At 62.5% G+C, this 18467-nt stretch carries 21 protein-coding genes; 12 read left to right on the top strand and 9 right to left on the bottom strand.

All coding sequences use genetic code 11. The features are described from left to right. Positions 1–39: 39 nt before the first annotated feature. Together BACI9J_RS02265 and BACI9J_RS02260 are read left to right on the top strand one after the other, a co-directional pair. Positions 40–498 carry a carboxymuconolactone decarboxylase family protein gene (locus tag BACI9J_RS02265; protein WP_159732987.1) on the top strand — a complete coding sequence of 153 codons (459 nt, stop codon included), beginning with the start codon at positions 40–42 and terminating at the stop codon, positions 496–498. A gap of 17 nt (positions 499–515) precedes the next feature. Beyond that, complete coding sequence (locus tag BACI9J_RS02260) at positions 516–1409, top strand: sigma-70 family RNA polymerase sigma factor (protein ID WP_159732986.1); 894 nt, start codon at positions 516–518, stop codon at positions 1407–1409. 87 nt (positions 1410–1496) lie between these two features. On the opposite strand, the gene BACI9J_RS02255 is transcribed toward BACI9J_RS02260, so the two are convergent. Beyond that, the gene (locus BACI9J_RS02255; protein WP_159732985.1) at positions 1497–1928 is read right to left on the bottom strand and encodes a hypothetical protein; all 432 of its coding nucleotides are present in this window, start codon (positions 1926–1928) and stop codon (positions 1497–1499) included. Between the two features lie 21 nt (positions 1929–1949). Beyond that, complete coding sequence (locus BACI9J_RS02250) at positions 1950–3941, bottom strand: primary-amine oxidase (protein ID WP_159732984.1); 1992 nt, start codon at positions 3939–3941, stop codon at positions 1950–1952. A 122-nt stretch (positions 3942–4063) separates the two neighbouring features. Between BACI9J_RS02250 and BACI9J_RS02245 the strand changes: the two genes are divergently transcribed. The 3 genes from BACI9J_RS02245 (at position 4064) to BACI9J_RS02235 (ending at position 5753) form a co-directional block, all read left to right on the top strand. Further along, positions 4064–4654 (top strand): TetR/AcrR family transcriptional regulator, encoded by a 591-nt coding sequence (locus BACI9J_RS02245; protein ID WP_159732983.1) that lies wholly within the window; start codon positions 4064–4066, stop codon positions 4652–4654. 121 nt (positions 4655–4775) lie between these two features. After that, positions 4776–5459, top strand: coding sequence for a helix-turn-helix domain-containing protein (locus BACI9J_RS02240; RefSeq protein WP_159732982.1), 684 nt, complete (start codon positions 4776–4778; stop codon positions 5457–5459). A gap of 33 nt (positions 5460–5492) precedes the next feature. After that, positions 5493–5753 (top strand): hypothetical protein, encoded by a 261-nt coding sequence (locus BACI9J_RS02235; protein ID WP_201296483.1) that lies wholly within the window; start codon positions 5493–5495, stop codon positions 5751–5753. Here the strand turns inward: BACI9J_RS02235 and BACI9J_RS02230 are convergent. Next, on the bottom strand, positions 5750–6400 hold the full coding sequence (locus BACI9J_RS02230; RefSeq protein ID WP_159732981.1) for a LysE family translocator: 651 nt from the start codon (positions 6398–6400) through the stop codon (positions 5750–5752). The two genes, BACI9J_RS02235 and BACI9J_RS02230, sit on opposite strands and share 4 nt — an antisense overlap. A gap of 161 nt (positions 6401–6561) precedes the next feature. On the opposite strand from BACI9J_RS02230, the gene BACI9J_RS02225 reads away from it, so the two are divergent. Beyond that, positions 6562–7974 carry an aldehyde dehydrogenase family protein gene (locus BACI9J_RS02225; protein WP_159736319.1) on the top strand — a complete coding sequence of 471 codons (1413 nt, stop codon included), beginning with the start codon at positions 6562–6564 and terminating at the stop codon, positions 7972–7974. A 61-nt stretch (positions 7975–8035) separates the two neighbouring features. Here the strand turns inward: BACI9J_RS02225 and BACI9J_RS02220 are convergent, their stop codons facing one another. After that, positions 8036–8377: a hypothetical protein gene (locus BACI9J_RS02220; RefSeq protein ID WP_159732980.1), complete on the bottom strand. Its 342-nt coding sequence runs from the start codon at positions 8375–8377 to the stop codon at positions 8036–8038. Between the two features lie 293 nt (positions 8378–8670). Between BACI9J_RS02220 and BACI9J_RS02215 the strand changes: the two genes are divergently transcribed. Continuing rightward, on the top strand, positions 8671–9528 hold the full coding sequence (locus BACI9J_RS02215; protein ID WP_159732979.1) for a prephenate dehydratase: 858 nt from the start codon (positions 8671–8673) through the stop codon (positions 9526–9528). Positions 9529–9533: 5 nt separating this feature from the next. On the opposite strand, the gene trxB is transcribed toward BACI9J_RS02215, so the two are convergent. Genes trxB through BACI9J_RS02200 form a run of 3 tightly spaced genes read right to left on the bottom strand, consistent with a single transcriptional unit; the run spans position 9534 to position 11718 of the window. Then, entirely contained in the window at positions 9534–10511 is a 978-nt protein-coding gene (trxB, locus tag BACI9J_RS02210; protein ID WP_159732978.1) for a thioredoxin-disulfide reductase, read from the bottom strand. A gap of 44 nt (positions 10512–10555) precedes the next feature. Continuing rightward, a complete protein-coding gene (locus BACI9J_RS02205; protein WP_159732977.1) occupies positions 10556–10990 on the bottom strand; it encodes an arsenate reductase ArsC in 435 nt (144 codons plus the stop codon). Positions 10991–11043: 53 nt separating this feature from the next. Next, entirely contained in the window at positions 11044–11718 is a 675-nt protein-coding gene (locus BACI9J_RS02200) for a metalloregulator ArsR/SmtB family transcription factor (RefSeq protein ID WP_159732976.1), read from the bottom strand. A gap of 46 nt (positions 11719–11764) precedes the next feature. Here BACI9J_RS02200 and BACI9J_RS02195 point away from each other — a divergent pair, with 46 nt between their 5' ends. Next, complete coding sequence (locus tag BACI9J_RS02195; protein ID WP_159732975.1) at positions 11765–12502, top strand: aquaporin; 738 nt, start codon at positions 11765–11767, stop codon at positions 12500–12502. Position 12503: 1 nt separating this feature from the next. Here BACI9J_RS02195 and BACI9J_RS02190 read toward each other — a convergent pair whose 3' ends face one another. Together BACI9J_RS02190 and BACI9J_RS02185 are read right to left on the bottom strand one after the other, a co-directional pair. Then, positions 12504–12818 carry a pyridoxamine 5'-phosphate oxidase family protein gene (locus BACI9J_RS02190; protein WP_442858627.1) on the bottom strand — a complete coding sequence of 105 codons (315 nt, stop codon included), beginning with the start codon at positions 12816–12818 and terminating at the stop codon, positions 12504–12506. Positions 12819–12964: 146 nt separating this feature from the next. Continuing rightward, the gene (locus tag BACI9J_RS02185; RefSeq protein WP_159732973.1) at positions 12965–15139 is read right to left on the bottom strand and encodes an MMPL family transporter; all 2175 of its coding nucleotides are present in this window, start codon (positions 15137–15139) and stop codon (positions 12965–12967) included. A 163-nt stretch (positions 15140–15302) separates the two neighbouring features. On the opposite strand from BACI9J_RS02185, the gene BACI9J_RS24235 reads away from it, so the two are divergent. The 4 genes from BACI9J_RS24235 (at position 15303) to BACI9J_RS02165 (ending at position 18464) form a co-directional block, all read left to right on the top strand. Continuing rightward, complete coding sequence (locus BACI9J_RS24235) at positions 15303–15914, top strand: MarR family winged helix-turn-helix transcriptional regulator (protein ID WP_236558308.1); 612 nt, start codon at positions 15303–15305, stop codon at positions 15912–15914. 29 nt (positions 15915–15943) lie between these two features. After that, entirely contained in the window at positions 15944–16759 is an 816-nt protein-coding gene (locus tag BACI9J_RS02175) for a methyltransferase domain-containing protein (RefSeq protein ID WP_159732971.1), read from the top strand. Positions 16760–16883: 124 nt separating this feature from the next. Next, entirely contained in the window at positions 16884–17243 is a 360-nt protein-coding gene (locus BACI9J_RS02170; RefSeq protein WP_159732969.1) for a YciI family protein, read from the top strand. Between the two features lie 21 nt (positions 17244–17264). Further along, positions 17265–18464, top strand: a complete 1200-nt coding sequence (locus tag BACI9J_RS02165) for an RNA polymerase sigma factor (protein ID WP_159732967.1) — start codon at positions 17265–17267, stop codon at positions 18462–18464. Positions 18465–18467 lie beyond the last annotated feature (3 nt).

The following is an 18467-nucleotide window of genomic DNA, read 5'->3' as shown; positions in this document are numbered from 1 at the left end:
CATCCCTGATGTAAGGCACCACCACCGAAGGGAAACATCATGCCCCGCATCAACATTGGCCACAGCAACAAGCTCGGCTACGCCGCCGTGATCGGCTTGGAAGGCTACGCACGCAAGTCCGTGGACCCGGACCTGTTTGAACTCATCAAGCTCCGCGCCTCCATTCTCAACGGCTGCGGATTCTGCGTCGACATGCACGCCACGGACGGCTTTAAGCGCGGAATACCCTCCCGCAAGCTTCATGCAGTTGCAGCATGGCAGCACTCAAAAGTGTTCTTCGATGCCCGCGAACAGGCTGTACTCGCCTTGACTGACGCGGTGACTCAGCTTGGCCCGGACACTGTCACTGATGAGATCTGGAATGCTGCCGCCACGCATTTTGACGACAGCCAAATGGGTGACTTGATCCTTGCCATCTCCACCATCAACGTGTGGAACAGGATCGCCATCAGCACGCAGATGGAGCCGCCTTTGGATGAGAAGAATCCGCTGGTCTGAACGGTAGCGTTGGCAGCATGAGTCTTGCGGTGTCGGCCACCTCGGCGTGGCAAAGCGAACGGAATCGCCTCCTGGGGATCGCCTACAGAATGCTGGGCGACTTCGGGCATGCCGAGGACGTGGTCTCTGAGGTGGCAATCGATGCTGTGCAGAGGGAACGCAAAACCGATGCAGACCGCGTGGATTCCTGGCCGGCATGGCTCACTACCGTGTGCGTGCGCCGCTCTGTTGACCGGGTACGCCAACTGGCGGCCGTGCGTGAGGAGTACACCGGCCCGTGGCTGCCGGAACCCGTGGATGCGTCCACGCTTCCGGAAGACACTGTGGCCAACCGTGAGCTTCTGTCCTTGACCCTGCTGCACTTGGCGGAGCAACTTGCCCCGGAGGCCAGGGCGGCACTCGTGTTGCACCGGGCCTTCGCGATGTCCGCTCCGGAGATTGCCGAAATCCTGGAAAAGACCCCAGCAGCTGTCCGCCAGATGATTTCACGGGCCGAACGTCGCCTTGAGATCGATCCGGATGCACCTGCTCCCCGGGCCAAGGACCGCGCCGCCTTGGAGAAGCTGGTGCGGGCCATCGAGCACGGTGAAATTGACACGGTTGTAGCCATGCTGGACCGCGACGCCGTCCTCTGGGCGGACGGCGGCGGAAGGGTCAAGAGCGCCATGAACCCGTTGTTCGGGGCGGCCAGGATCGCGCGCTTCTTCGCAGGTATCTTCGGCAAAGCGGCGGTGTTTGACCCAGCGGAGCCGGTTCGTGCCTGGGTCATTGAGGTCAACAGCGAGGCGGCCCTGGTGCTACGGCATCACGGCCGCTCCGACGTCATGGTGATCAGCACCGGCCCGGACGGGAGCATCCGGGAACTTCGCCAAGTGTCCAACCCGGACAAGCTGACCCGGGTTTCACTCTGAGCTCGGCGCTTCCAGCCCATCTTTGGCTTCCATTGTTGACCCCCTGCAGCTGAAAACCGGGCCTGGCACCGGCAAAGATGGGCCAATTCAGCGGCTCCGATTTGAGCGCCGAAGCCGGGCCACCAGCGTGGCGGCGAGTAACGCCGTCGTGATTTCCAGTCCGATCACCAGCAACAACCCGGCAGCGCCGGATGAAACAGCACCCGACGCCGGTCCCCCGCCGTGGGCGTGTCCGGAACCGACCGCTCCTAGCAGCAGGACGGCGTGGAGTCCCACCATTGCCAGGGCCGAAATCATCACTTGATGGAGCGCCCCCACCCGGCTGTGGCGCCAAATGTGGACCGTGCACGGAACGCACACTGCCGTCAGGCCGATCATGAGGATGCCCAGCCAGGCACCGTGGTGTCCCGTGATTGCGAGCCAGAGGTGCACCAGGCACGAGGCAGCGGTGAGGGCCGCGCAGATCCGGGGGTGCAGGACGGGTCCGACTGAGCGGACCCGTCCTGCCGTTGTTGTCATGGTCAGTTTCCCGGATGGGGTCTAGTGGCAGTGCCCGGCGGGTTCGCCGTGCTCGCCTGAGCCCTGCTCGCCGGAGCCGTCAACAGCGCTGTGGCAGCTCGAGCCTGAGGCGCTGGCGGGCACGTCCAACACCGGGCTCCGGTCAAAGAAGCCTTCGGGGCGGAGCTTGAAGCCGACGGTGTCCACGGGCATGATCGGCCAATCTTCCACGCGCGGGAAGTGCGTGAGGCCGAAGGTGTGCCACACTACGATGTCCTGGCCGTCGATCTCCCGGTCCTGGGCAACGTATGCCGGCAAGCCTGCTCCGCCGGAGTGCTGGTTCACGAAGTCGCCCGTAGGGTAGCGCTCCTCGTCGGAATAGCGGGTGACCCAAAGGTCCTTGGTGGCGAAGGCCGCGCGCCTGGCAATGGACGAGCCGGGGTCAGCCAGCAGCGTGGGCTGGTTCTGGGCGTGGAGCTTGTAGCCAACAGGCTCGCCCAGGCGATTCCTGGACTCCGGGTTGGAGATGATCCAGGTCCTGCCTGCGCGCGCGTCGGCCTCGCGGACTGCCTCGGACTCTTTGCTCAGGACCGTGCGCTTGCGGGAGAACGCGTTGCCGCGCTCATTGCCCGGGCCCATGGCCTGGCGGACCACGTCTTCTTCTTCAACCCGGTTGGTGAACCCGTCAATGGCCATGTCCAGGCGGGCGCTGAAGAGGTGCTGGTGGAAGGGTGCGCCGAGGCCCGGGGCGAGCTGGGAGATATTGTCCGAGCCGCCCTCGGGGAAGGCACTGGTGAAGACCACGCCGGTGGCTTTGGCCTCGAACTCGATGGTGCCGTCCAGGTAGAGGTACCAGTAGAAGCCGTAATCGTAGTTGCCGATGGTGGTGAAGAAGGAGATCACCAGGCGTCGGTTGCGGCGGGTGTAGTTGATGCCGGTCCAGAGGTCTGAGTGCTTGGAGAGGATGCCCCAGTCTTCCTCGTGCATGCAGATTCCGTTGCGGATTTCGCGGGGGTTGCCGAAGGCGTCACTGATGACGGGGCTGAGGTAGGTGATGTCGCCCAGGCAGTCGCAGCCCAGTTCCAAGGAGTTGGCGTACTGGCCCACCAGGTATTCGCCGGTATCGAAGTAGTTTTGCCAGGACCGGATGGGCGAAGGGTCGCCGTAAGGAACCACCATTTCCGCGATGGAGGCGCGGTTGATGATGGGACGCTTATTCTCGCCATCCTGGAAGGCAAGGTTGTGGAGGACAACTCCTTCACGGACGTCGAACCCAACGTCCACGCTCCACTTTTCCCACTCAACGTGGTTCCCGCAGGTGACCGTGAAGCTTGGGCCTTCCGGCTGAGTGATGCTGATGGGTTTCTGGGTTTCGCGGAGCGGGCCGGTCAATTCCGGGTCCGTGTAGTTTCCGTGCTCTGCCGGAATGGGCATGACCCCAAGGTCAATGACCTGGGTGACTTCCTTATTGACCACATCCACGTAGGCCACCAGTCCGTCCACGGGGTGGGCCCAGGCGCTGTCTTCCGGGAAGTCCTGCACGAAAGCGAGGCCGCGGAGGATGCGGCGACCTTTCTCGTCGTCGTACTCAAAAACACCGGCAGACAAAGGTGCCACGCGGACTTTGGCGACGTCCAGCTCCCTGGCTGCGAGCGCGGCGAGCCAACGCTCGTCCGTTGCGAGGAGTGTCTCCACAACCTCGAATTCCTCTTCCAGCACGGGAAGTTCGCCGGAGACTTTGGTATCGAGTTCAGTGGCTGTCAGGATTTCGCCGCTGGTTACCGAGACGAGGACGTCCGAGGGAGCTCCGCCGGAGACGTCGTGAATGAAAACACGGAATCGGCGGTCCTGCTGCGCCTGGCTGCGGGATGGATCCACCAACCCCAGGTACGCGATCCGCTTCTCAGCGCCGAGCTGGCCGGCTGCCTGCAGGATCCCCTGCACCCGGGAGATTTCGGCGCCCGTTGCCAGGGCGTACTGCGTTGCCTCAATGGCTGTGGCGTCGGTTGCTGTCTCAGTTGCTGTGGGCGTCATGGCTGCCTCTTGTCCGGGACCTATGATGGGTCAGGATTTATTTTCTATAGATGTAGAGAATAACCAAAACGTAAGATGGGTCACAAGACCTGTCCACCATTTATTTTTCGGGAGCCCATCCAGTGCCAAAGATTGTGGACCACGATCAACGACGCCTCGAGCTGGTGGACGCAACCTGGCGGATCATCGCAAGGTTGGGCATGGAGGGCGCCACCATGCGGGAGATCGCAGAGGAAGCCGGCTTCGCCAATGGCGCCCTGAAGCCCTACTTCCCCACCAAGGACCTGCTGTTGACCTCCGCGTTCGGCCACGTCTTCAACCGCACCAACCAACGCATCACTGCCCGGACCGAAGGGCTCTCAGGCGTTGAAGCCCTCCGCGCGTTCTGCGCCGAGGTCCTGCCGCTGGATGAGGAACGCGTCAACGAAGCGCGGATTGTGATTCCGTTCTGGCAGAAAGCACTCAACGACGCTGACATGGCCGCATTGCACAGCGCGTCCATGAGCCAGTGGCACACCACCATCACCGATCATTGCGCGGCAGCCCGGGCGGCGGGCGAGATCAAAGCCCCTATTGGGGACGCCGCCGTCGCCGACCACCTGCTGAACATGATGCTGGGTGCGCAGATTGTTGTGGCGCTGTCCCCCGCCGAGCACTTCTCACAGGATCTGTCCGGGCAACTGGATAACTACCTTGCGCTGCTTGCCTGTTAGCTAGCTGCTGCCATCCGAGCCAGGATTATTTAATTACACATTGCTAGCGGCATCGCTAGGCAGCTGTAATCCCAATTAGGAATGGATTTCATATTCATAGCGTTACCGATAGGATTATGAAATGGCATTGAGCATCCCCCAGCTGGCTAAGCGCCTCAACGTCAACGAAAGCCGAGCGCGCCAGCTCGTCCACTCCGGACGTATACGCGGACAACGAGTCGGTGGACGCTGGATTGTTGAGGAAGCTGACGCCGCCCAGTACCGGCCTGGCAAACCCGCAGGCCGACCACTGTCTGAACGCAGCGCCTGGCAACTCATGTCCTGCTTCTGGGAAGACAACCCGGGTCAGCCCCTCCTTGAATACCTCGAACCCTCGCCCGTTGAGAAACATCGCTTAAAGGAGCGCATCAGCCGGCTGCAGAACTCCCCCGACTTGGTGGAACTTCTCGCGTGGCTGGCTAATCGAGCCGAAAGGTTCGAGTTCTCTTCCAGCCCGTCCGACATCGCGGAGCTTCGGGAGGACAAGCGAATCCACCTCTCCGGAGTCTCTCACCCGCGCTCCGGACTGCTGGCCAACTCGGAGGTTGAAGCGTACGTGCGACGCGATGAACTCAGAGACGTCGTCAAAGACTGGTTCCTGGTCGAGCCCCATCCTGGGAAGAGACCGAATGTCATCCTCCACGCCGCCGAGCGAATCCCCGAGGAACTTCCCCCACTAGTGGTGGCGGCAGACTTGGCCGAACGGCCAGGCGTCCGTGAACAGCAAGCTGCACGCGAAATCCTGAGGAGCGTCCATGCCCATTGAACTTCCCGCAATGCTCACCGAACAGCAGGAAGCATGGCAAGCCCCGGCAGCCTCATCGGCAAAGCGGGAGCGCTGACCATCATCCACGACTCCCTACGGCAGCGGCACATCGACGACTTTCTTACCCTGGCCGCTGTTGTCCGAGCCTCCGATCTTCGGGGCGTCTCTTATAAGCCCGCCGAGCGAGACCACTTGGCAAACATGCTTGGACGCCTCGCCAATGAACCGCAGCTCATGGAACAAGTGCCGGAAGGTGCCGAGGGCGTGGAGCGTCTGCGAATCTCGCTGAACTAACTGGTGGCGCCCGAAGCCACCACTCCAACCCCCAGCCCGGCGATCACACCGCTACTGACACGCTCGACGACGGTGCTCACCTTGGGGCGTTTGAGCCACCGCATCGCCTTGAAAGCGACGACGGCGATCATTGAGAGATACGCGAAGGCGATGACGGCCACCACTGCGCCGAGAATAAGCGAGGTGCCCATGGTGTCCCCGCCGTGCGGGATGAATTGCGGAACCACGGCCAGGTAGAACAGGCCCACCTTGGGGTTGAGCAGCGTGGACAAAGCCCCTGCTCCCAACGCCGCGAGTCGACTGTACGGGAGGGGCATGTTCTCTTCGGCTCCCGCTGCAACTGCTTTGGCTGCCTTTGCCGCCTTCCGGGACTTGATGAACGAAGACACCCCCAGGTACAGCAGGTACAGGCCACCTGCGATCTTGACCCAGCGGAACAGCTCCGCGGACTGCTCAAGGATGGCGGCGAGGCCCACGCCCACTAATGCAGCCCACGCGATGGCGCCAAGGGCAGACCCTGCTGCGGCAGCGATTCCGGCGCTGGGACGGTTCAACGCGATGCGCAGAACCAGGAAAGTGTCCGGCCCAGGCGTCACGGACAGGACCAGGCAAAGGCCGGCGAAAGCGGCAAGGGAAGCAAGAGTCACAAGCTCGATTATCAGGTACTGGCGCCGCTGGGGAAAGCGTTCGCTTCCCGTCAAGCGCTGTTCGTGCATAGACAAGGCCCCTGCGAGTGATCCCAACCACACTGGAAACATCGCCGCGTGCCTCACTGGCCGCCAAGACTTACTACCCGAGCGGAGTACCAATGGAGACTTACGACGCCCTCCTGACCTCGATCACCCCGGCCACAGGCCAGAACAGCCGTACCATCCTTGACCCGGCAACTGGCCAGGCTGTGGGCGAGGCACCTGTTCACACGGTGGAAGACCTCGAAGCCGCCATCGCTGCCGCTACCGCAGCACAGCCGGCGTGGGCCGCCTTGGGCCATGACGCCAGGTCCGCTGCGCTCATGAAGGCCGCCGACGCCGTCGAGCGTTCCGCCGAAGAGCTCGCCCAACTCCTCTCCCGCGAGCAAGGCAAGCCGCTGAACGGGCCTAACGCGCGCTTCGAAGTGGGCGCGTGCGCCGCCTGGCTCCGCGCCACCGCTGCCACGCCGCTTGATCCCGAAACCGTGGTGGACGACGGCGAAACCCGCGCCGAACTGCATTACCGACCCATCGGCGTCGTGGGTGCCATTGGCCCGTGGAACTGGCCCATGATGATCACCGTCTGGCAGATCGCACCAGCCCTGCGCATGGGTAACGCCGTAGTGGTCAAGCCGTCCGAGTACACCCCGCTCTCTGTGCTGGCCCTCGCTTCGATCATCAACCAGGAACTTCCCGAAGGCCTGCTGTCCGTAGTCTCGGGCGGCCGCGACGTCGGCGCCCGGCTTGCCGAGCACCCGTCCATTGGCAAGGTGATGTTCACCGGCTCTACCGCCACGGGCAAGGCGATCATTCGCTCCTCGGCCGATACCGTCAAACGGCTCACACTGGAACTTGGCGGTAACGACGCCGGGATCGTACTCCCCGATTCCGATCCCAAAGCAATTGCCGAGGGCCTGTTCTGGGGCGCCTTCATCAACACCGGGCAGACCTGCGCCGCCCTGAAGCGCCTGTACGTGCACGAATCGCAGTACGAGGCCGTGTGCTCCGAGCTGGTTGCTGTTGCTCAGACAATGCCCATGGGTAATGGCCTTGATGAGAACAACGTGTTGGGCCCGCTACAGAACCGGCAGCAGTACGACATCGTGGCCCGACTGGTGGAGTCCGCTAAGGAATCCGGTGCGCGAGTGCTGCTGGGTGGCAACCCCGACGCCGGGCAGCCGGGCAACTTCTACCCCACCACGTTGGTGGCCGACATCGATAACGACAACCCGTTGGTTGCCGAGGAACAGTTCGGCCCGGCCCTGCCGATCATCAAATACAGCACCGTGGACGAGGCAGTGGCCAAAGCGAACGGACTCGACGTCGGACTGGGCGCCTCCGTCTGGTCATCGGACCTGAACGCTGCACGCGAGGTCGCCTCGCGGATCCAGGCCGGCACCGTGTGGATCAACAAACACGGAGCAGTGGATCCCCGCGTCCCGTTCGGTGGTGCCAAGCAGTCCGGCTACGGTCTCGAGTTCGGCGCCGAAGGTCTGAAGGCCCTGGGCGTCCCGCAGATCATCAACGGCTAACCCCCTCCCCCTCTACCCAACTAGGTGACAGATAGCGTCGCAATGAGCACTCACAGCGACGCTATCTGTCACCTACTTTTGCTTTCCCGGTGCTCCACTTCGGCCACGTTGCGGCGGCCACAGTGACGACGCCGCACGCACCTACGACGACGGCGCTGAGCTCGTGCTCGAATCTGGAGACCAGCGCGGCTCCCAGGGCCAATACGCCGACCCCGGCAAGCAAGGGGCGGCGAGCGCTGGCCGCCCACGCGATGAGCGCGACGCCGAAGAACGGGCTGTAATTGAACCCCATGGCCACGTCTGCGAAGAAGAACCCTACCGCCCCAAAACAGAGCAGACCGGAGGCGCTGGTCCTATAGTTCATGCGTCGGCAATAGAGGTAGACAATGAGCGCTGAAACCAAGCTCAATCCGTGTGAAGCCATCTGAAACGGACCGGGCGCCCTCACGTGCTAGCCCACTTCGCCTGTAAGCAGGAACGCCCAGATGAGGGTGAACAGTCCTACCACTGTCCCTGCTAACCTTGAGACCCGCTGCTCATTGACGCTGTTTGCCTTGTTTCCTTGAAACGTTGTCGCAGTCGTCATCGGCTGCCCCCAATCCTTTCTGCGAACCTAGGTCCGGCGGTACCCACTTGTCCAGTCACAGGGTGGACGCGGTTGGGAGGCCGGGCGGTCTGCGTGCAACCATGAGCATCATGGCCCAGAAGATTGCGTACCAAGGTGAGCCCGGAGCCAATTCGGATCTCGCGTGCAAGGAAATGTTCCCCGATCTCCAAAGCGTCCCGTGCGCGAGCTTTGAGGATGCCTTTGAGCGGGTATCCACTGGAGAAGTCGATTTGGCCATGATCCCCATTGAGAACTCCATTGCCGGACGCGTAGCGGACATCCATGTGCTGCTCCCCCAGTCCAAGCTCCAGATTATTGGCGAGTTCTTCCTCCCCATCCACTTTGACCTCTTGGGAATCCCGGGCAGCACCATCGAGGGTGCCACCGAGGTCCACAGCCACATCCACGCTCTGGGACAGTGCCGCAGGCTTATCCGGGAAGCGGGCCTCAAGCCGGTCATCGCTGGCGACACCGCAGGCTCAGCGCGTGAAGTCAGGGACTGGAACGATCCCCGCAAGCTGTCCCTCGCTCCGCCGCTGGCCGCTGGTCTCTACGGACTCGACGTCCTGGCCTCCGGAGTAGAGGACGACCCCACCAACACCACGCGCTTTGTTGTTCTGGCCCGGGAACAGGAGCTCCCCACCAAGGAAGAACTGCCCGGCCCTGCCATCACCAGCTTCGTGTTCCGGGTCCGCAACGTTCCCTCGGCCCTCTACAAGGCCCTGGGCGGCTTTGCCACCAATGGCCTCAACATGACGCGATTGGAAAGTTATATGGTGGGCGACGAGTTCGCTGCCACCATGTTCCTCTCCGACGTCGAAGGCCACCCCGAGGACGCCCGACTACGACGGGCTTTGGAGGAGCTGGAGTTCTTCACTACCGAAGTTCGGATTCTCGGCGTTTATGCTGCCGATGGTTACCGGGAACGGAACATCGTCGGAGTCTGACCGCGTTAGAAGTGGGTGGGCTCCTCGACCAGCGCGGTGGCAATGCTGTGGGCGTCGTCCAGGGCGGCGAGGTAGCGCTCAGCGTCCAAAGCAGCCGCACAGCCGGTGCCGGCTGCGGTGATGGCTTGGCGATAGCGGTGGTCTACGGCGTCACCGCATGCGAAAACACCTGAAAGATTGGTACAGGTGGTGGGTGAGTCCACCTTGATGTAGCCCTCTTCATCGAGGTCAACCTGACCTTCCACCAGCTCTGTTCGCGGCAAATGACCGATTGCAACGAAGATTCCGGTTGCCTCCTGCTCACGGGTTTCGCCAGTGCGGGTGTCGGTGAGGGTTACACCGGTGACTTTGGTATCTCCGTGGATCTTGGTGATCTCCGAATTCCACGCGAACTTAATCTTGGGGTTGTCCTTTGCGCGCTGCGCCATGATTCGCGAGGCACGCAGCTCATCCTTCCGGACCACCACTGTGACCGACTTTCCAAAGCGGGTCAGGAAGGTAGCTTCCTCCATGGCGGAATCGCCGCCGCCCACCACCATGATGTCCTGTTCGCGGAAGAAGAAACCATCACAGGTGGCGCACCAGGAAACGCCGTGTCCGCTGAGTTTCTTCTCCTCCGGCAGCCCGAGCTCCTTATACGCGGAGCCCGTGGCAAGGATAACCGCGGGAGCCTCGTGAGTTTCGCCGCCGCCAGTGACTACACGCTTGAGGTGACCTTTCAGATCAACGTCAGTGACGTCGTCGAACACTATCCGCGCGCCAAACTTTTCAGCCTGCTCTTGAAGTCCGTCCATCAGCTCCGGGCCTTGAATCCCGCCCGGGAAGCCGGGAAAGTTCTCCACTTCCGTGGTGTTCATGAGGGCGCCGCCGGCAGTGACGGAACCCGCCAGAACCAAAGGGCTCAGTCCGGCGCGGGCAGCGTAGATAGCGGCCGTGTAACCGGCAGGGCCGGACCCGATGATGATCAGCTGTTCGGTGCTCACGGTATCTCCTTGGGAGGGGTAGGGAAAACGGGCGGGCCAGCTGACTACTGGGCGTCAGCGTGCCGGGCAGGCAGAAGTTCTATGACGAGATTTTCAATGCGGGTCTTGATCTCGTCCCGGATGGGGCGGACAGCCTCCACGCCCTGACCGGCCGGGTCTTCAAGAACCCAGTCTTCGTAGCGCTTTCCGGGGAAATAGGGGCACTCGTCCCCGCACCCCATGGTGATGACGAGGTCTGATTCCTTGACGGCCTCCGTGGTGAGGACCTTGGGAATTTCGGCAGACATATCGATGCCGAGCTCAGCCATGGCTTCAACAGCAGCCGGATTGACCTTGTCCGCGGGCTGCGATCCCGCAGATCGGACCTCAATGGCACCTTTGGAAATACTCGTGAGGAAGGCGGCGGCCATCTGCGAGCGCCCTGCGTTGTGAACGCAGACGAACAAAACGGAGGGCTTCTTGGCGGTTTCGGTGCTCACGGGGTCTCCTGCGTCGGTGGGTTGGTCTGTCAAATAGTGTGGGGAGGCCAGGGTCAGGTCACCCGCAAACGGGGGGCGAGATCATTGACGCGGCGTGAAATGTCGGCGAACGCACCCTCAAACGCCTCTTCACTGTCAAGCCGGACCGGATCAGGGATGGACCAATGGATGCCCTTCATGCCCGGCAACTCCTCGTGGGCGTTATCGCAGACAGTAACTACCAAGTCTTCGTCGCTCATCACTTGGTCTATCAGGCAGGGTCTTGCGCCCGCAAGGTCCAGGCCGTGGCGGCGTGCGACCTCTACTGCACCTGGCGCTACGTGTTCCGCGGGATGAGTTCCTGCCGACACCGAAGGAATATCGCTCGCGGTTCGCCACAGCGCAGTTGCCAGCTGCGAGCGCGCGCTGTTCCGGGTGCAGACGAACAAAACCCGCTGTGCGCCGTGCTCCCTGCCGGGAGTGAGTCCCTCGAGTGCGCCGGGGGCCAACCGGACATAGCTGCGCCGTTTGTCACCTTCGGACCTATGCCGGACCGCCAGGCCAGCGTCCTCCATTGAGCGCAAGTGGTGCGACAGCAGGTTGGCGGGCATCTCCAGCTCTTCCTGCAGTTCTTTGGGTGACATGTCCCCCAAGGTCAACAGGTCCACGATGCGCAGGCGTGCAGGATCGGCCAGGGCGGCATATTTGGCAGCCCTCTCCAAGAGACTCGAATTTCGTTCAATAGTCATTGGTTCAATTTTGACTGAACTAGTTTCATCAGTCAAGCTGTTCTCCATGAACACTCATTCGCCAACGTTGTGGCGCCGCGGTCTCGCTGAGGCTCTGGGGACCTGCCTGCTTGTTGCCATAGTTGTGGGCTCCGGTATCGCTGCGCAGCAACTCTCCCCCGGCGACGTTGGCCTGCAGTTGCTCCAGAACAGCACTGCCACAGTGCTCGGACTGACGGTCCTCATACTGATCTTCGGTCCCATCAGCGGCGCGCACTTCAACCCCGTGGTGTCTTTGGTGGACTGGATTCTGGGCAGGCGAGTCGGCAACGGCTTGTCGCTGAAGGAACTTGGCATCTACGTTGCATCGCAGACTGTGGGTGCGATCGGCGGCAGCGTACTGGCGAACGCCATGTTTGAAGTTGGGACGTCCATGTCCAGCAAAGAACGTGCGAGTCCTGGCCCCCTGCTCGGCGAAATCGTGGCCACAGCCGGACTTGTTCTGCTGATTTTCTCCCTTGCCGCCACCAAGCGCAGCTCCCTGGCAGCCCCTGCCGTCGGCGCCTACATCGGAGCAGCGTACTGGTTCACGTCCTCTACGTCCTTCGCAAACCCTGCAGTGACAGTAGGACGGATCTTCAGCGACACCTTCGCAGGAATCGCACCGGGCTCAGTGCCTGGGTTCGTCGCGGCGCAGCTGATCGGTGCCGGCGTCGGATTCGGCCTTCTGGTGGCGCTTTTCACCCCCGGTTCGCGCGCTGCGGAGGACGTCGTCGTACCGTACACGGTGGACAGGCCGGCTTAATTCACCCTTGAACTGACGGTTCGGCAGGTTCGGCAGCATCAAAGTCATAGGCAGCCAGACCGTCGATGCTCGTACGGTTCTTGGTGATCCGGTAGTCGGCCCTGTCATAGCGACTTACGACTCGGCCCGTCCCGTGGAGACGGACAATATTCGGTCGCCCGACAAAGGCGCAGAACACGACGGTAATCCGGCCGTTCTCCCTCAAGTGGGCTATGGTTTCGCTCCCGCTGCCAGTGACATCCAGCCATGCAAAGGTGTGCTCATCAAGAACCGCGAAGGTGCCCGGAAGCCCGCGGGGAGATACGTTGACATGCACCTCGCCGGATAGCGGAGCGGTTGCTATGGATTCGCCATTGTCGGACGGCGGAACCGTAGTGCTCGCTTGAGCACCGGACCCGCCGCCGGACAATGGCGCGACACCCGGCTGCTTGAGTGCCGCTCACCTGTGGCCCGGTACTTCGCCTACCGAGCCGCCGGTGCCTTTTCTTCCTCGCGAGGCTCAACCGGGGCCGGCGAGGTCTCGCGAGCCAGCTTGCCCGGCCACCAGATCTTGCTGCCGATGTCGTAGGCCAACGCGGGCACCAGCAGGGACCGGACCAGCACGGTATCCAGCAGCACACCGAACGCCACAATGAAGGCGAGCTGCACCAGGAACATGATGGGTATGACGCCAAGGGCTGCGAAAGTAGCGGCCAGCACCACACCGGCTGAGGTGATGACACCACCTGTCACGGCCAATCCCCGCAGGATTCCGGGCCGCGTCCCATGCTTCAACGATTCTTCGCGGACACGGCTCATCAGGAAGATGTTGTAATCCACGCCGAGTGCCACCAGGAATACGAAGCCGAACAGCGGCACCGTGGCGTCGGCCCCGGAGAATCCAAACACTCCATTGAAGACCCAGGCGGAGACACCCATGGCGGCACCGTAGGAGAGCACCACGGACAGGACCAGCAGCACCGGTGCCACCACCGAACGCAGAAGGAGCATCAGGATGAAGAGGATGACTACCAGCACGATCGGGATGATCACCACCAAGTCGCGTTGCGCGGTGGTGTTGGTGTCCAATGCAGTGGCTGTCACACCGCCCACCAAAGCATCGGCATCCACTTCCTTAACCGACACCCGCAAGGACTTCACGGCTTCTTCGGCCTCTATCGAGTCCGCCGCCGAGTTCAACGTGGCATTGATAAGTACTCTGCCATCGCGAACGGCGGGATCTGCGGGAGTCCCGGGAGCACCGGTGATGGGAACATTCCCGTCGGCCAGCAGGTAGGCGTCGCCCACGCCGTCGGCCGCCTTGACCTTGTCCAGCACCTGCTGCGCGGAACCTTGGGAAGCCACCACGACGGCGGGGCTGCCGCTGCCGGCGTCGAAGTGGCGCGCCAGCGCGTCCTGGCCGTCCACGGCGTCGGATGCGGAAAGAATGACGTCCGTCTGCGGGACACCGTTGGCCTTCAGCTGCATCAAGCCCGTGGAAGCTGCAAGAAGAAGCAGGACCGAAGCCACCCACACTACGCGCGGTCGCTTGGAGACAAGACGACCCGTGGCGCGCCACAGTCCCTTTTGACCCTCAAGGCCCGTGACAATCTCAGGTTCGCGTTCGTCGTCGGGCAGCAACTTGGGACGGAAGGGCCAGAACGCGGCGCGGCCCAGTAACGCCATGAGTGCCGGCAAGAGGGTGAGCGCAGCAAACAAAGAGCAGAGGATGCCGGCGGCAGCCACGGGTCCCAGCGCCTTGTTGGAATTCAAATCGGAGAACAGCAGGCAGAGCAGCGCAATGATGACTGTGGCGCCGGAGGCGAGGATCGGCTCAAAGGAAGCTTTCCATGCCGTGATCACGGCCTGCGTGCGGTTGGTGGTGTGCGTCAGTGCCTCCCGGAACCGCGCCACGAACAGCAGCGCGTAATCGGTGGCGGCACCAATGACCAGGATGGACAGGATGCCCTGGCTCTGGCCGTTCAACTGGATCCAGCCGGCTTTGGCCATTCCAAACACCAGCAGAATTGCCGCGCACAAGGCGAAGACCGAGGTCAACAGCACTGCCAACGGCAAGACCACTGAACGGTAGACCAGCAGCAGGATCAGGAACACTGCACCCAGGGCAACCAGCAGCAGGATGCCGTCGATCCCGCTGAACGCGTTGACCAGATCGGCCGTCAAGCCTGCCGGGCCAGTCACGAACGCCTTCATGCCGTCCGGAGCTCCGGGCTGCACTACGTCGCGCAGTTCCTGGACTTTCTCGCGCAGCTCATCGGAGGACGCCATGGGAACAACAAACTGAACGGCTTTGCCATCTTCGGACGGGATGGGCCCGACGACGGCGCTCCCCAGCTTCAGTGCCTCGATATCAGCTTTCAGCCGGGCTGCTTCGCCCAGCTGTGCCGGGGTGAAGGAAGCGTCGCTCTCAACGATGACGATTGCAGGGATCTCTTCGGAGTCGCGGAACTTGGCCTGCCAGTCCCCGGCTTCGGTGGCCTCAGCACCTGCGGGCAGGAAAGAGGCTTGATCGTTGGATGAGACCTCGTCCAACCGGCCAAACGTTGGGCCGCCGATTCCTGCGATGCCCAGCCAGGTGATGACCAGCACCACTGGTATCAGCCAGCGCAGCCAGAACGGTACTTTGCGCGAGTTCATGTGTCCTTCTTCTGTGCGAATGCGGTGGGGCTTTATTCCATCATAGATTATCTCTATGATGGAACTATTCCAAGGGTTATTCACCGGGAATGCCCGAATCCCCTACTGCTGGGAGTAATATCCGGAAGGCAGTAATCACCGACAACGCAGCAGGAGGGCGGAGATGTCGAACCCAACAGATCCGCGCCCCGAGGCGAACGCGGTACAGGACCGACCAGCCGACGGCCGCCCAGACGCCCGCCCTGGTGCTGGCCCCGACACACGGCCCGGTGCTGGCCCTGCAGGAGGCCGCCCGGAAAACGCGGCTCCCCAAGAACTCGTGCGGCTCCTCCAGGACTTCACACTCGAAGCCAACCACTACGTGGACGCAGCGGGCGGCCGGAACGACATGCACCGCACGGACCTGAACGCGCTCGCCGTGATCATGCGCCATTCCGCAGCGGGCAAGGTGGTCACGCCGGGTGTTCTCCGCGCCGAACTCCGGCTCAGTTCCCCCGCCACCACGGCATTGGTCGATCGACTCCACGCCTCCGGGCACGTAGTGCGCGAACGTCTTGGTACCGACCGGCGGCAGGTTCAGTTGCAGATGACCCCCAAGGCGTACCGGGACGGAAGTGCCATGTTCATGCCGCTTGCCATGCGGATGGGCAAGGCGATGGCCGCGTACAGCGCGGAGGAACTGGAGCTCGTTACCCGGTTCATGACAGACATGGTGGAGGCCACTCTTGCCGCACGTGAGGAAGCGACCCAAGCAGAGGGGACGCGTTCCACCTAATTCCACCTTCGGAGTTGTAGCGTTTCCCTATGAACGCGCAGCAGCCTGAAGATGTCTACACCCACGGGCACCACGAGTCGGTTGTCCGGGCCCATGCCTCACGGACGGTCGAAAATTCGGCCGCGTTCGTGATTCCACACCTCACCCCTGGAACGTCAGTGCTCGACGTCGGGTGCGGACCAGGCAGCATTACGTGCGACTTCGCGGGGCTGGTGGCGCCCGGGCAAGTGATCGGTTTGGACCGGTCCGCTGATATCGTCGCGCAGGCCACCGAACTGGCTACCGAGCGCGGCGTGGATAACGTAACCTTTCAGACCGGCAATATCTACGATCTCGACTTCGAGGATGAGTCGTTCGACCTCGTTCACGCGCACCAGGTCCTCCAGCATCTGACCGACCCCGTTGCCGCCCTTCGGGAAATGCGGCGGGTGGCAAAGCCGGGCGCAATCGTTGCCGTGCGCGACGCCGATTTCCATGGCATGAGCTGGTACCCCGAAGTCCCCGAGCTGGACGACTGGATGGAGCTCTACCAAAAGATCGCCCGCCGCAACGGAGCAGAACCCGACGCCGGCCGACGCTTGGTTTCCTGGGCCCAAGAAGCCGGTTTCACCCAGGTGGCTCCCACCAGCAGCAACTGGCTCTACGCCACCGCCCAGCAACGAGCATGGCAATCCCGCGTTTGGAGCGAACGGGTGCTGCACTCAGCCTTCGCCGAGCAAGCCCTTGAATATGGCTTTGCCAATGAAGCGGACCTCGCCCGGATCGCAGCAGGTTGGCATCGCTGGGGAGCCACTGATGACGGCTTCTTCCTCATCCCCAACGGAGAGGTGATCGCCCGGGCCTGAATCTTTCGAAAAAGACGCCTGAGCTTTTTCAATAAAGTTTGCCCGGCCATGTAGAAATGCCCACCGCAGTTCCGACCTATGAGTGAAAGCACCCACCAAGGGCGCTCCTCACAAGGAGTTTGAAATGAAATACATGATCATGATGTTCGGATCGGCCGAGGGCATGATGGAAACCGCAGACCCCGCATGGATCCAGGAAATGATCGGGTTCATGATCCAGATCGACAAGGACCTCACCGAGTCCGGGGAGATGGTGTTCAACGCCGGCCTGGCCGATGGCAGCACTGCGAAACTGGTCAAGCAGACCCCGGACGGCGTCATCACCACGGACGGGCCATATGCCGAGTCGAAGGAGTCGCTGGTGGGCTACTGGGTGGTTGATGTTGCCAGCGAGGAACGTGCGGTGGAGATCTGCTCCAGCATTGTGAAGTATGCCCAGACAGTGGAACTTCGGGCCGTCCAGGAAGCGCCCCCGGAGGTCTAACTGGACTACCCGCCTGCACCAATGGAGGACCTGCTGCGCACGTTGGCGCCGCAGGTCCTCGGCGTGCTGGCGAGGACCCACGGCCAATTCGACGCGTGCGAGGATGCCGTCCAGGAGGCGCTCCTCGAGGCCTCCCAGCGGTGGCCAACCGCGTTGCCGGAGAACCCTCGAGCCTGGCTGATGGCCGTGGCTTCCCGCCGGCTGGTGGATTATTACAGGAGTGAAAGCGCCAGGCGGGCACGCGAGGAACGCGTTGCTGCCATGGACTTCGATTTCCAGTACAACTCCGCCCCGGAAGACGACGACACCCTCACCTTGATGTTCCTCTGCTGCCATCCGGCGCTGTCCGCTCCGTCGCAGCTCGCCCTCACGCTCCGGGCAGTTGGAGGACTCACGACGGCGGAAATCGCCTCCGCTTTCATGGTCCCCGAAGCGACCATGGGACAACGCATCAGCCGCGCGAAACAAGGGATCCAGAAAGCCGGCGCCACCTTCACCTTGCCGCCGCCGTCGGAGCGCAAGGCGAGGCTCGGCGTCGTACTTCACGTCCTGTACCTGATTTTCAACGAAGGCTACGCTGCTAGCTCTGGTCCTTCTTTGCAACGCGAGGAGCTCACCACTGAGGCCATCCGCGTAACGCGCCTGCTGGTGGCCGCGGCGCCGCGTGAGCTTGAGGCCACGGGCCTGCTGGCGTTGATGCTGCTGACCGATTCCCGCCGGGCGGCGCGTGCTTTGCCGGACGGGACACCCGTGCCCTTGGCGGAGCAGGACCGAGGATTGTGGAATCGGGAGCAGATAGAGGAGGGCGTCTCATTGTTGTCCTCTGTGCTGGGGCGAGGGGCCGCTGGTCCGTATCAACTTCAGGCGGCCATCGCTGCCGTTCACGCAGAGGCTGCCTCCGACGACCAGACTGATTGGCCGCAGATTTTGGCCCTGTACACGGTCCTTGAAGCCGTAGCCCCCAGCCCCGTGGTAACCCTGAACCGAGCGGTTGCCGTGGCCATGGTGCATGGGCCAGCCGCTAGTCTTGAGCTGCTGGCCGGGCTCGACGCGGCGCTTGGCCGCACACACCGTTTGGACGCCGTGCGGGGTCATTTGCTGGAAATGTCCGGCTCCTACGCTGAAGCCCGCGCAGCCTACCTTTCCGCCGCCAAGAAGACCGGCAGCCTGCCGGAACGAAAGTACTTAATGGGAAAAGTAGCGCGGATGGACGAGCAATAACCC

This window comes from Arthrobacter sp. 9V (assembly GCF_902506065.1).
Taxonomy (GTDB): Bacteria; Actinomycetota; Actinomycetes; order Actinomycetales; family Micrococcaceae; genus Arthrobacter.
This window is presented reverse-complemented; position numbering and strand designations above follow the sequence as displayed.

Coding starts and splice junctions, on each gene's coding strand:
- BACI9J_RS02200 (WP_159732976.1), bottom strand. CDS start 11,718: ATGACTATTGAACGAAATTCGAGTCTCTTGGAGAGGGCTGCCAAATAT.
- BACI9J_RS02165 (WP_159732967.1), top strand. CDS start 17,265: ATGGAGGACCTGCTGCGCACGTTGGCGCCGCAGGTCCTCGGCGTGCTG.
- BACI9J_RS02255 (WP_159732985.1), bottom strand. CDS start 1,928: ATGACAACAACGGCAGGACGGGTCCGCTCAGTCGGACCCGTCCTGCAC.
- BACI9J_RS02240 (WP_159732982.1), top strand. CDS start 4,776: ATGGCATTGAGCATCCCCCAGCTGGCTAAGCGCCTCAACGTCAACGAA.
- BACI9J_RS02250 (WP_159732984.1), bottom strand. CDS start 3,941: ATGACGCCCACAGCAACTGAGACAGCAACCGACGCCACAGCCATTGAG.
- BACI9J_RS02265 (WP_159732987.1), top strand. CDS start 40: ATGCCCCGCATCAACATTGGCCACAGCAACAAGCTCGGCTACGCCGCC.
- BACI9J_RS02195 (WP_159732975.1), top strand. CDS start 11,765: ATGAACACTCATTCGCCAACGTTGTGGCGCCGCGGTCTCGCTGAGGCT.
- BACI9J_RS02225 (WP_159736319.1), top strand. CDS start 6,562: ATGGAGACTTACGACGCCCTCCTGACCTCGATCACCCCGGCCACAGGC.
- BACI9J_RS24235 (WP_236558308.1), top strand. CDS start 15,303: ATGTCGAACCCAACAGATCCGCGCCCCGAGGCGAACGCGGTACAGGAC.
- BACI9J_RS02175 (WP_159732971.1), top strand. CDS start 15,944: ATGAACGCGCAGCAGCCTGAAGATGTCTACACCCACGGGCACCACGAG.
- BACI9J_RS02170 (WP_159732969.1), top strand. CDS start 16,884: ATGAAATACATGATCATGATGTTCGGATCGGCCGAGGGCATGATGGAA.
- BACI9J_RS02235 (WP_201296483.1), top strand. CDS start 5,493: ATGGCAAGCCCCGGCAGCCTCATCGGCAAAGCGGGAGCGCTGACCATC.
- BACI9J_RS02185 (WP_159732973.1), bottom strand. CDS start 15,139: ATGAACTCGCGCAAAGTACCGTTCTGGCTGCGCTGGCTGATACCAGTG.
- BACI9J_RS02260 (WP_159732986.1), top strand. CDS start 516: ATGAGTCTTGCGGTGTCGGCCACCTCGGCGTGGCAAAGCGAACGGAAT.
- BACI9J_RS02215 (WP_159732979.1), top strand. CDS start 8,671: ATGGCCCAGAAGATTGCGTACCAAGGTGAGCCCGGAGCCAATTCGGAT.